Annotated in this window: 9 protein-coding genes and 1 pseudogene; all 10 read right to left on the bottom strand. The window is 39.7% G+C overall.

Translation table 11 applies throughout. The features are described 5' to 3' along the window. Positions 1 to 607 precede the first annotated feature (607 nt). A pseudogene (locus OCV47_RS13510) lies at positions 608 to 1,131 on the bottom strand (hypothetical protein). 294 nt (positions 1,132 to 1,425) lie between these two features. Next, positions 1,426 to 1,896, bottom strand: coding sequence for a DUF2798 domain-containing protein (locus OCV47_RS13505; protein WP_262655609.1), 471 nt, complete (start codon positions 1,894 to 1,896; stop codon positions 1,426 to 1,428). Positions 1,897 to 2,038: 142 nt separating this feature from the next. Further along, entirely contained in the window at positions 2,039 to 2,878 is an 840-nt protein-coding gene (locus OCV47_RS13500; RefSeq protein WP_262655613.1) for a TrmH family RNA methyltransferase, read from the bottom strand. Position 2,879: 1 nt separating this feature from the next. After that, the gene (locus OCV47_RS13495) at positions 2,880 to 3,668 is read right to left on the bottom strand and encodes a DNA/RNA non-specific endonuclease (RefSeq protein WP_262655608.1); all 789 of its coding nucleotides are present in this window, start codon (positions 3,666 to 3,668) and stop codon (positions 2,880 to 2,882) included. A 202-nt stretch (positions 3,669 to 3,870) separates the two neighbouring features. Continuing rightward, positions 3,871 to 4,488 (bottom strand): TIGR04100 family radical SAM protein, encoded by a 618-nt coding sequence (locus tag OCV47_RS13490; RefSeq protein ID WP_262655607.1) that lies wholly within the window; start codon positions 4,486 to 4,488, stop codon positions 3,871 to 3,873. A gap of 75 nt (positions 4,489 to 4,563) precedes the next feature. Beyond that, positions 4,564 to 5,394, bottom strand: coding sequence for a pyridoxamine kinase (locus OCV47_RS13485; protein ID WP_117448542.1), 831 nt, complete (start codon positions 5,392 to 5,394; stop codon positions 4,564 to 4,566). A gap of 169 nt (positions 5,395 to 5,563) precedes the next feature. After that, positions 5,564 to 8,911, bottom strand: coding sequence for a DEAD/DEAH box helicase family protein (locus OCV47_RS13480; RefSeq protein WP_262655605.1), 3,348 nt, complete (start codon positions 8,909 to 8,911; stop codon positions 5,564 to 5,566). 272 nt (positions 8,912 to 9,183) lie between these two features. Next, positions 9,184 to 10,299, bottom strand: a complete 1,116-nt coding sequence (locus OCV47_RS13475) for a restriction endonuclease subunit S (RefSeq protein WP_262655603.1) — start codon at positions 10,297 to 10,299, stop codon at positions 9,184 to 9,186. A gap of 204 nt (positions 10,300 to 10,503) precedes the next feature. Further along, a complete protein-coding gene (locus OCV47_RS13470) occupies positions 10,504 to 12,006 on the bottom strand; it encodes a class I SAM-dependent DNA methyltransferase (protein ID WP_262655593.1) in 1,503 nt (500 codons plus the stop codon). Further along, positions 12,007 to 13,056: a Fic family protein gene (locus tag OCV47_RS13465; protein ID WP_262655591.1), complete on the bottom strand. Its 1,050-nt coding sequence runs from the start codon at positions 13,054 to 13,056 to the stop codon at positions 12,007 to 12,009. Positions 13,057 to 13,403: the final 347 nt, after the last annotated feature.

Genomic DNA, 13,403 nt, shown 5'->3' with positions numbered 1-13,403 from the left:
CTCTCCTCATTACTCGCGAAAATTAATTTTAATCCAGTTCAAAATCAACATACTAGCTAATCTATCCCTTTTACTGTTTTATAAGGTCAGTTCCTTGAATGCATGCTTCCGGAAAACAAAGTTTTCCGGAAGATACTCGTCTTTTTTAGAATCTTTCAAGGTTGTTTCACTGTTCAATTATCAAGGTTCTTTGCTGTTATTCTCATCAGCAGCAACTTTTATATCATATCACTGCTTTTTAAGTTTGTCAACAACTTTTTTATTTATTTTTCAATCTTTCGATTGAAGCTTTGTGTTTCTTGCTGTCTCTCTCAGACAGCTTCATTATATTATCATCCGTCCCAGCATTTGTCAACAGCTTTTTTCATTTTTTTACAAAATCCTTTTATTTGCTTTTATTTCTTGTCGTTCATAAAAATGTCGAAATCAATTTAATCCATGGTCATGCATCTTGTATTCCAGATTAATCCTTCCCCGGAAATGTAGAACGCAATCAAATCCGTGGTCATGCAGCTTGTATTTCAAATTAATCCTCCCCCGGAAATATAGAAGTCTCATAAATCCGTGGTTATGATTTGAATATACACGTCAAATATACCCAAAAAAATCAGAACCAAACACTCTCCCCCAGTTTATTTGCAAATTTAAAATCATTTCCGCTTATCCTAATAATAGTAATGCCAGAAGGGACGGTAAAAAAACCACAAACACCGTCCCCAATAGTTGCGCCGCAGCCAAATGCTTCTGCCAGCGCCACTGCTACTTTGATAGCGCTATAAACATCGTTGCACTGTCCCATATCCATGATACGTGGCAGTCCCCCGATCGTTCCCAGATCCAGATCGTTGAAACGGTATTTTCCACAGGCCAGCATGAGGATCATGGTATCATCAGGTGTCAGTTTTACGAAGTCGTATAATAGCTTCTGCCTTTGTGGATTCCATCACATCCTGCTACCAGAAAGAAATGACGGATCGCTCCAGACTTTACAGCGTCAATCATCTGATCTGCCACCTGCAACACTGCTCCATGGCTGAATTCGGTCATTACATTGGTGCCGCCATTGATTCCGGTAAATTCCCGGTCTTCTGCATAACCGCCCAGTTCCAATGCCTTCTCAATCACTGGCATAAAGTCTTTTTCTTCGCCAATGTGCGTTACTTCCAAATAAGATACATATTCTGTTCCATTTCACTTCCTCCTGATTCATTCATAATTTGGAGATATTAGTGCATTTCCTCCCCCATGGAAAGAAGTTATATTTCTCTACACTCACATCTTGTGTCTGAATTATAAAATATTTTCTCCTCAAGATCTGTGGTTAATACCACAAACAAAATTTTTATATAAAAAGATGAGATGTCTCAAAATCAGACACCTCATCCTCTCAACATACTATTTATTTTTTCTGATCAACCGCACTTCTTATGACTGTTGTTTCTTTTCTCCACGGCGAAAAATCAACCGGAAAATCAGACGTACAAACGGACCGCAGTAAAACATCTGATAGCAGATTGCCATTGGGAAGTTCATCGCCCAGGTACGAATCCACTCTCCAAAAGATGGTTTCTTAAATAAGACCGTTGCAATCAGACTCATGGTTGGGCACATAATGCAGCAAATGCAGATAGAAATCGCATAGGTGATAAACTGTGGTCTGTCCGTTGGTCTCATCACCTTGAATGCCAGCATAGCCGCCAACTTACTGACTACAAAAAATTCCAGCACAAAAGCAATCGGTGCCATGAATATCAGTTCATGTGTGGCTGCAAGGAATGTGAAACCGCTCACGGTTCCTCCTGTATTCAGAGCTACATTGTATACGATCATTCCGTATACCATGACTGTCGCCATAATGGCAGTAAAAATAACATCTTCAAATTTTGTTTTTGGCATAAAATATCCTCCTTATGATAATAATACACTGTGTCTTTGACTTCTGTGTTGTTCGTTATCATCCGGAGGATGTGCGTTTCCAATATAAACCTAAATCAAACCTTGTTATCCTATCACAGCTTTTTGGAAAATGCAAGTAATTTTATTTCTTTTTTCCAAGCTCCCAGAAAGCAACTGCACTGGCCGCTGCCACATTCAAGGAATCCACTCCATGAGACATCGGTATTTTCACCGTATAATCACATTCTGCCATAGTCGCTGATACCAGTCCATCTCCTTCTGTCCCAAGCAGTATGGCCAGTTTCTCTTCTGATGCCAGTTTCGGATCGTCAATAGCCACCGAATCATTGCGCAGTGCAAAAGCAGCTGTACGAAATCCTGCCGCTTTTAATGCCTGCATTCCCTCCTGTGGCCATGCTATATTTTTATCCAGTATGGTCCATGGAATCTGAAATACAGTCCCCATACTCACACGAATCGCCCGGCGATACAATGGATTGCTACATCCGGCCGTAAGAATTACTGCATCCATATTCAAAGCCGCAGCTGAACGAAAAATTGCTCCCACGTTCGTAGGATTCACCACCTCTTCCAGCACAGCAATTCTTCTGGCTCCCCTGCAAATCTCTTCCATTGTCGCCAGCCTTGGACGATACATGGCACAAAGCATACCACGGGTCAGTGCAAATCCAGTCAGCTTCGTCAACACTTCGAATTCCGCTGTGTACACAGGTACCTGGCTGCATTTTTTCAGCACCTCCATCACTTCCTCTGTTTCATTTTCAATCTGTCGCTTTTCAACCAGGCAGGACACAGGTACGCATCCGGCATTCAGGGCACGTTCTATCACTTTCGGACTTTCTGCAATAAACATTCCTTTTTTCGGATCTGCACGATTCAACAATTGATTTTCCGTCAGTCTGGCATATACGTCCAGTTCCGGTGCATCAAAATCTGTGATCTCTGTAATATTTCCTGTCATTTTATCTGTAATCATCATAATCTGCCGCCTTTTCATTTTCCCCAGTCCGGTAATCAATGTTGATTCCCGGCTGTACATTATATACAAAAACATGAAAGCAGACTCCCGCTCCCTGATCTTCTACTGATTCCGCCTCCATCTCTACACCAGATGCCACCAGATTCAAACCTTCAAAAATTGGTGTTACACGGTACAGCACATGTCCATCGGTCTCATGTACATAATCCGCCACTTCATTTTCAAATGGCAGCATACCATCTACATTCATGTAACGGGTTCCGGTAATCAGATTTTTCTCATTTGCATTCTCTCCTGCCAGCTGAAATCCGATCAGATGACAGCGATTGTATAAAGAGTCCTGATCCACGATATCATACTGCTTGTTTTTCCAGCCTGTCGGGTGAACCTCCTGAATGCTCTGCCGCTTCTCTGTAGGCATCAGCTCCTCGCAAATGTTCGCATAGGCCACGCCGCACCGCCCCAGCACATCCAGATCACTGTAGATCTCAAACGGTGTTGTGGTCAATTCATCATCGGTAAAATCCGGCACATTATCATTAAGCACCACATAAGGTTCTCCACTGTATTCCGGGACTTCATCCAGAGAAATGGTCGGTTCCCTGGTAATGCTCTCATAAACTCCATCAGCAAACCGAATCAGCTTTTCTGCCTGCTCCGGAGCAAGGGCCAGGGCACTGCACAAAGCCAGAAGCACAATTTTCAGTAGAGGATTTTTGATCTTCTTCTGCTTTTTCTTTCGGTAATTCTTATAGTATTTCTTTTTACTCATACTTTAGTTTCCTGTCTGTCAGATAAATATTTATAAAATCACTCAGAAGCACATATCATGTTCCACAGAATTTCGATTTGAACAAAATCGGGTCATGTCTTCTATTTTCTAAAACACGACCCGAAACATTTTTCCTGAAAATTTGTATCTATTCTATACCTTCATAAATGCAATGTGTTCTGAAGCATTGCAAAACTTCTTTCTAGTCCTCCCATGGACGGATGCGGTATGTCACTCCCAGATCTTCGCAGATCTTGCGGCACTGAGCCTCTTCTTCTTTGGTCAGTGTGGTATCTACCGTTGTCAGCACCACATGTGGCACGTACTGTGTTGCTTCTTTCGCAAAGGCCAGCATAGCATCGAAAGACTGATCTCCAAACTTGCTGCGCACCAGTTCATGATAACGGTCTGCATTCGGTGTATTCAGGCTGATGGAGATGGTATCTACCAGACCTTTCAGTTCCGGTGTCACATCTCTTTTCCAGATCAGATTAGCCAGTCCATTGGTATTGATGCGAATCGGCTTCTGATAATTTTCTTTTACAAACTTTGCAATCTCCAGAAGTGCGTCCAGACGTTCTGTTGGTTCACCGTAACCGCAAAATACCACTTCTTCATATTCAGACAGATCAAATTTTGCAAATTCTGCCTTTACTTCTTCTACTGTCGGCTCATGCTCCAGCCACAGCGTCTGGTCATCATGAGTGACTGTATCCATATTCTGGCGCAGACAGAAAGTACAGGCGCATGGACAGCGGTTGGTCAGATTCACATACAGATTATTGTGTACCTTGTATAAAATAGTCATTCCTTTTTTCATATTGCATTCCTCTTTTCTGATAATATAAGTAATACCCTGCAGCTGCTTTATATCATGCATATTCGCTGGTATTTTTTACTTCAACGTATATAGTTCCTCTTCAAAACATACCCCATCTGTCAGCGGAAGATCCATCTCTATGGATCTCTGGATGCATTTCTTGATAAACTTCGATGCTTTCCGAACGGACTGGGTGAATTCCACGCCATTTACCGCATCCGCTGCAATAATCGCAGAGAAAATATCCCCTGTTCCCGATCTGGAGCTGCCAATCTTGTGGGTACGAATCAGTTCGTATCCTTTTCCCTTTTCCAGACAGAAATTGGATACGTAAGTCTTCTGTGGAATTCCGGTGATCACAATCTTTTCCGGTCCTATCTCTCCGATCTTCTCTGCCAGTTCCAGCAACTCTCTGGCAGTCCATTTTTCTTTATATGGTGTTCCTGTCAGGATACAGGCCTCTGTCACATTTGGCACTACAATATCTGCATAGCGCACCAGCTCAATCATCTGGCTGCACATCTCTTCCGTATAAGTCGGATAGGCTTTTCCATAATCGCCCATCACCGGATCAATAATGATGATGGTATCTTCTTTCTTAAAGTCACAGATAAACTTACTGACAATCTGGATCTGCTGCGCCGATCCCAGAAATCCAGTACAGATCCCCTTAAAATGTAGTTGTAGCTTCTTCCATTCCTCAATATAGGCCTGCATGTTGTCCGTATAGTCCGTGTAAAAAAAACTTTCAAATCCGGTGTGATTGGAAAAAATTGATGTCGGCAATGCACAACACTGCACCTTCAGCATAGAAATAATCGGCAACTGCACTGCAACCGAACACCGCCCGAATCCTGTATAATCATTAATTAATGCGATCTTTTTCTGATGGTTATGATTGGTCATAACACGTTCCTTCCTGTTTTCACAAATGTTTTTGCCTTGCGACTTTTCAGATACAGTCATACCTGATTAACCACTTTGCATATATTACACCACTTTCTACAAATAATCAAATGTCAGCCTGTAAAAAAAGTTTATGGTCAATCAGTAAAAATATACTCATCATCATGCTCTACGCTGCTGCATTTGCGTTGATGGTATCAATCACTTTTCGAATCCCCATCCATACAGTCATATCGGTAAATACTTCGACTACACTTCCCCGATCTGTAAATGGTGATTCCTGAAGAACAGAAAAATCTTTCAATATTCCGTTATGGACAATATATTCCACAATCTGATTCACAAAATAAATCTGCCTGTCATCAAGGCTTGTATTCGTCAAATATTCTGAGAATGCTTCTTTTGCCGCATTCATATCCAGACCTACGATCTCACGGACAAATTCACCAAGCGGCTTGCTTCCATATTCTTGTTCATAATCCTGTTTTGTTCCCACTTCCTGCCATAGTGCTTTCTCCAATGCAGCAACATCAGCCGGTGTCAGAGGCTGGTTTGTTTTTAATTTCGCAATTGCAATATTATCCTGATGTTGTCTGATGTAATATTCTGCGTTTGCTTTATAATTCTTAAGTTCATCATTTTCAAGTTCCGATTCATTCCATTCTATTGAGAGCAGTTCATCGGTAAAATTCGTATCATACCGTACATTCGAATGCGATAAATATTTCATCAAATTACGAAGTCTTTCTCTGATCTCTTCAAATTCATTAATTCCCGCTGTATCCACATAATCTGTATGTAAAATCATATTGATAAATTCAGACTGCGCCTGAATCTCAGGAATATTAGCCACACTGGCAATCCCCGCAACCTTTTTATGCAAATCCGAACGAGCTCTTGTATACTTCTTACCAACCAGATAAGCCAGTTCTATTCCATACATAAGTGCATCAAAACGGACAGCACTCGCTTCGTCTCCATCCGGTAATATGAGCGGTGCAACTTCTTCCCGGACAATTAAAGTATCCTCGTATGTGAGCGCATTATAATTTTCTTCTGAGGAATACAGAGCCACATATTTCAGATGCTGGCGAACCGCAAAATTATCCCTTGGTAATTCCTGTACTTTCTCAGCCATTTGCTTCACCAACGCATTACGGTATGCAATCAGTCGTTCAATCTGATATTCGATATTCTGAAGCTTATAGGAAATCTCGAACTTCAAATTAAAAATAGCTCCCTGAAGCGCAATCATGTTCGCTGTTGCTTTTCCCTTATTCATTCGGAAAAACTCAAAATTACCGCAAAAATCAAAAATATAAAACTTCTTCTTATCTTCTCCATCAAGTAGCTCAGGACATAGTCTTGTTCCCCGTCCAATCATCTGCCAGAATTTTGCTTTACTCATTACTTTTTTAAAGAATACCAGGTTCAGTACCTCCGGTACATCAATACCGGTATCCAGCATATCTACTGAAATTGCAATCTGCGGCATTTTCTTTGGATCAGCAAATTCATCAATGGCGCTCTGTGCATAGGTCATATAATTGTCTATTACCTTTGCATAATCTGGGAGATGTGGATATTCTTTATGGAACACTTCCAGAATCTTTTCTGCATGCGCATGACTTTTTGCAAAAATAATAGTCTTGCCAAGTTTCTGTCCATACTCAATCTTAATTCCTTCTGTCATCAGTATATTTAATACCTGTCTTATCGTATCTTCATTAAAGATCCAAGTATTCAGCGCCGAAGAACTGATTGCTTCCGGTAAATCTCCATGCTCATCTTCAAACGTTTCCTCATATGCTTCTCTGTCTTCTTCTGATAATTCATCGTAAACTATACCTTGCTCAATGAATTTCAGTTTTGATTCCACCGAAACATAATCTACCAGATATCCATCTTTTACTGCCTGCGCCAGATCATATCCATATGTCGGGACACCATTTTCCAGTTCAAATACTTCATATGTATTTTTATCGATTTCATCCTTTGGCGTGGCTGTAAGACCAACCAATGGTGCATCAAAATAAGAAAAAATATCTCTGTACTTGTTGTAAATGGATCTGTGTGCTTCATCACAGATCACAAGATCAAAATGGCCACAGGTAAATAATTTTCCATCACTGTCACTTACCGTATCGATGCAATTCATCATTGTCTGATAAGTAGAGAAAACGCAACGTGCATTGTAGTTATCTTTTTCTTCAACAAGATTAGCGCATGACAAATTCTCCGAGAACATATTCACAAAACTTCTTTTTGCCTGTGTGACAAGTGAATTTCTATCTGCAAGAAAGAGAACATTCTTTACCCAACCAGCGTCTAGCAAGCACTTACACAGCGCAATCACTGTTCTCGTCTTACCAGAACCGGTTGCCATGACAAGCAGTGCTTTTCTCCGGTTCTTTTCATCAAAACTACTGCACACTGCTTTGACTGCTGCCTCCTGATAATATCGTCCGGCAATATTTTTATCTACAGTAACGTGCTTCAGGCTTGTCCGCATTGTCAATAAATTGAACCATTTTTCCAAATCTCTTTTTGAATAAATAACAGAACACTTTCTCTCCGGATATTGTCCATCAATAATATGGGTTTCAAATCCGTTTGTAAGGAAAATAACCGGCCTTCTCTTATATTCTTGTTCTAACAGATCTGCATAAAGCTTCGCCTGCTGCCTTCCCTTTGATACATCTACACAGGTCCTTTTTGCTTCTATTATTGCTAATGGTCGATGCATATCATCATAGAGTACATAATCCGCAAATCCAATTTCTGATTTATTCGGCATTCCCGGAATCTCTACTTCGTTTATCCAGTCCTTGCCTTCTGTCCATCCTGCATCTGTCAGCATTGCATCAATATAAAGCTTTCTTGTCTTATATTCTGATAAATCAAGCGGCTTAGGAACGTAGGTCGACTGCTGCTCCTGTCTGCGGGCAGATAATTCTTCCTTTAAGGATGCATTTTCGGCAATTAATTTCTGTAAATCCAGTTCCTTCTGGGCAGACTTCTCCTGTTCTTTTACCAAATCTGCTTTTGTTGTCTCAGCCGCCTCTCTTGATTTCTTTGCATTCTCTATTCTGGAGGTAATGATTGTCTTATCAAAAGAATGTTCTTCATATCTGTCTGAATAACAGCAGGCAACAAAATCCAAATAGATAAACAGATTTTCAAGGCAGAGCATTGCCTCGTCCCGCCCTAATTTCTTATTACTATGAGCCACATTATTTCCGCATCTCCTGATATAATCCATGCGTTTCCACAGATCTTGTCCTACAATCTCCCGGTACTCCTCCGCATTCATAAGACTTTGCAGATTATCCTGATACGGCATTTCCAGTTCAGAATCCACCGAATACATCCACTTAATTGCAAACTCCATGGCTCTGCGGCAATTGATAATACTGGCTTCCGGATCCATAAGAATCAACTTCTCCGCCGATATCGCCACATCTGCAAACCTTGAGAACTTTGATTCTGCTTTTAAATAATCAAAATTCGTTATCATAGGGCACCTCCCTGTAACTATTGCTTACTATCCTACAGATATAATAACTTCAAGACTGTAAAATTGGACTGGTTTATCAGAGTTCGCAATGTGCATTTTTTGCACATTGCTCTCTTACTAATTCATTCTCTTTGAAATCATTATTCACATGTCTTGTGATAATAGTTCTGTCCACTTGAAAAAGTTCAGTCATCTGAGACTGGTAAGCCATACTGTTTCATTTTCAACAGGCACTGTCAATTTTATTTCATTATCTTTTGTTTCAAAGATCATTATTTCTGTCGCCACCCTCTAACTACCTCTCTTTCTCCAAACTTTGATTTGTTGACTTGTTCCAATACTCCCTCAAGTTTCTTCTGCTCAGAAATCGGTGGACAGATAACCTCTATATTCTTCAAACGTTCCTTAGATATGTTTGACATAGATTTCGCTGATCCACCAGAGATACCTTGAATAACCGGCCTAAACTCTCTATTATTGATTAATTGCCACAGGAATATGGGCGTCATTCGCTCGTTTGTGACTAAGCGAAATATCAAATCTGGCATCATAAGTTTTTCTGGTGTTTCGAAAACATAGGCTGCCATTCCAACAAGATCAGGTGTATTCTTTCTTGAAAAAAGCAAATCTCCTCTATGCACCTCGACAGATTCCACAAACTGCTTCTCATCCAAGAGAGCTTTATTTTCATATGGTCTGTAATCCCCATATGTTGCAGCACTTAACTTAAGAATTGCCGGAAATGCGCCTTCTCGTGCATTACTATCACATGTAAAGCTTTTTCCATTATCAATTCTTTCCAGACATTCCGACAGTTTTACAACATCCCATCCTTTCGGATTCTTTATTGAATCTCCAAACAATTCGACAAATCGGGCTTTTATCAAATCATCTAAACGCTGGATCTCTTGTTTACGTTCACTTATTATTTTCGAAATCCGTTCAAGCACTTCTGCAATTTTTTCTTGTTTTCGTAAATTAGGGAATGGTATTACTGTATTTTCAAAGTCCTTTTTTACGATATGTTTCATCGTAGCACCATGAGTTTTTGTTTCCATTTCTCCTAATTTATGCTGTACCGCATAAACAAAATATGCTTTATTTACTTCGCATTGATCAAACAACACCTTAAATATATGTTGGTTTAACAACGCTCTTCCCTTGTTCCAAATATAGATTCCCAAACTCGCCGACCACGAGATCAATACATCACCATTATCAATTTCTATTTTTTCTGGATATTCTCCATCATAATAAGCCAAATCATAAGAATTACCCGTTAAATCTTGAATACGAATAATCGGCAAACCTTCTGTCCCTCGATCTTCTGGCTTAAACGCAAAACCATTTATATATGTAGCTATTTCACCTAACTTTTTATATTCCATCTAACATTTCCACAAATATAAATTTATATTTCCTTTCTTTCTTATTTTGACACTTTTGCATCTCTTCCCCCCTGAAACCTTGACTTCCCATGTAATCATGTTATGATTATTAACAGTCAACTTGTGACGGATTAAAGCTGGGTTCCCGAATGGGAGTAGGCATATTCATTGCTTAGAATCCTTTGCTCCTGGGGTTGACTATTTTTATAAATTCAACAACTTCTCCAGTTCGTCCATTTCCTTTCCAATTTCCATCTCGATCTCCCTGATATTTGCCATAATCTCTGATGTTGGTGGATATTCAACCGGTACATACTCAATTTCTTTATATTTATTGATACTAAGATCATATCCATTATCTACGATATCCTGTTTTGGCACCATGAAGGATTTGTCTGTACGTTTTCTGTCCGTTTCTTTATCCAGATTTCGGAATCTTTCGATGATGTCCGGGATATCGTTTTCTGCAACCGGGGTTCTCTTATCATCCAGGCTGTATCCATCTGCCGTCATATCATAGAACCAGACATGATCTGTTCCGCCATGTTCTGTTTTGGTAAAGATCAGAATCGCTGTGGATACTCCCGCATATGGCTTGAATACACCGGAAGGCATGGAAATCACTGCTTCTAATCTCTGATTTTCCACAATTTCTTTTCGGATATCTTTATGCGCTTTTGAGGAACCAAATAATACACCATCCGGCACGATGCAGGCGCATCTTCCCCCTATTTTTAACATACGAATAAATAACGCCAGAAACAGTAATTCTGTCTTTTTTGTCTTACAAACTTTAAGCAAATCTCCTGAGACCGACTCTGCATCCAGACTTCCTTTAAACGGTGGATTTGCAAGCACTAAGGAATACTTTTCTTTATCTGGATTCTGATCCGATAAACTGTCTCTATACTCAATAAATGGATTATCAATTCCATGGGTCATCATGTTCATAGCTCCAATACGAAGCATGGTTCTGTCCATATCATATCCATGGAACATATGATTCATATAATGCTCTTTTTTCTGCTTATCGAAAAAGATTTCTTCCTTCTTCTTTTCTTTCAGATATTCTCCTGCTGCCACCAGGAATCCCGATGTTCCACAGGCCGGATCACAGATCACTTCATCACTGGAAGGATCCATCATCTCTACCATCATACGGATAATATGTCTTGGTGTTCGGAACTGACCATTGCGCCCGGACTGTGCAATTTTGGATAAAAGATACTCATATACATCTCCACGCACATCTGCTGTCTGAATTTCATTCATTATCTTATAGATCTCATCTAAAGAATCTACTACTTTGGATAAGACAAGCGGTGTCGGCAATTTAAAAATGGCATCGTCCATATATTTAGAATAAGCACTGTTCTTATCACTGTGCAAGGTCTTTATAAAGGGAAATACCCATTCCTGTATGACCGAATACATTCTGTCCGCAGGAAAATCGTGAAACACAGACCACTTAAGCTGAGAGCCGTCAATCGTTCGTTCCCCAATCTTCACTTCCTCAGAAAACATACTCTCATATGGAAGCCCAAGCATTGCACTTTCTTTTGCTCTTGTATTATCAGAATCATCCAAATCATGAATAAACATCAGATACGTAATCTGTTCAATTACCTCAAGTGGGTTTACCAGACCGCCGGAAGCAAATATATCCCATAAACCGTCAATTTTATTTTTTAATTCACCTGTAATCATTTAGTCCTCCGCTTTCCACACATACTTTGTGTACCGGCCTCCGCCGATTTTCTCTATTTCTCCGTTTTTCACTAAATCTGCCAGTGCTCTCTGTATCGTTGTGTCACTGATATCCGGATTCATTGTCATCAGTTCCGATTTTGTAATCGTACCTATATGGTATTTGATGTTTTCCCGAATACGATCTGCTTTTGATAAATCAGGAGCTGTCAACAGCTTCACTCTGGATTCAAATTCCTTATAAGCACTTACTATCACTCCAAGCATATAATTTACAAAAGGCTTGTAATCATTCTTATTCTCATGCCAGTCTATTGAACTATCTTGAAGTACTTCATAGTAAGTTTCTTTGGATTCTTCTATAATCTTTTCTATACTGATGTATTTCCCCACAATAAAACCTGACTGATATAGCAAAAGCAAGGTAAGCAGCCGACTCATTCTTCCGTTTCCATCATTGAATGGATGTATGCATAAAAAATCCAGAATAAACATCATATCCAGCAATAACGGATCCGCTTCCTCCTTTGCTGCACCAAATGTTTTACACAATTCATCAATTGCCTGCGGTGTTTCCCATGCTGCTACCGGTTTAAATCGGATTCTTTCATTTCCTTCCATATCGGTCTCACGAATCATGTTATCGGAAGTCTTATATATTCCTCCATCTACATTTCCAAGAAATTTATACAAATCTCTGTGCAGCTGTAAAATGTAATTAGAATTAACTGGAATATAGGCATAATTCTCATGGATCGTATTCAACACATCTCGATATCCTGCAATTTCAGACTCATCTCGATTCCGGGGAGTTGTCTTGGCCTGCACCAGATTCTTGATCCTGTCATCCGCCGTTGAAATACCTTCAATTTTATTGGATGCCTCCGTACTTTGAATTTTTGCTATCTCTGCCAGTTCGCTCAGTTCATCCTTATGTGCTTCGATAAACAGTCGCTGTTCTCCCTTATATTCATGAATAAGAGTGAGCTTCTTAACAATTTCCGGCGTCAATAATTCGTGCCATTTTTTTCTGTAATTATAATCTCTCATTCAATTACCCCATCGTCTATTTAATTTGGTCATCTATGTATCAAATGACTAAATTGTTTGTATAAATTTTACTTTATTTTAATTTTGCCGTCAACGTTTTTAATTTTATCAATTATACTTTTTTAACTAAATTGATTTTAAATTTTGTTTCCTATAGAACTTCATCATCATTTATATCCTATTTCTTCTATCCTTAACCCCGGGATTTGGTTTGTTTGCAAAATCCGCTGTCAATCGCTCTCGATTATTGCCAACCTCGACCCCGGAATTTTAACTTGCTTACAAACTCGCTGTCATTCACTCTATTTTCGCAATCTTCTCAGCCCCGGATTTTTTACTTTCTTTCA

This window comes from Muricoprocola aceti (assembly GCF_025567005.1).
In the GTDB taxonomy this organism is placed as follows: domain Bacteria; phylum Bacillota; class Clostridia; order Lachnospirales; family Lachnospiraceae; genus Marvinbryantia; species Marvinbryantia aceti.
This window is presented reverse-complemented; position numbering and strand designations above follow the sequence as displayed.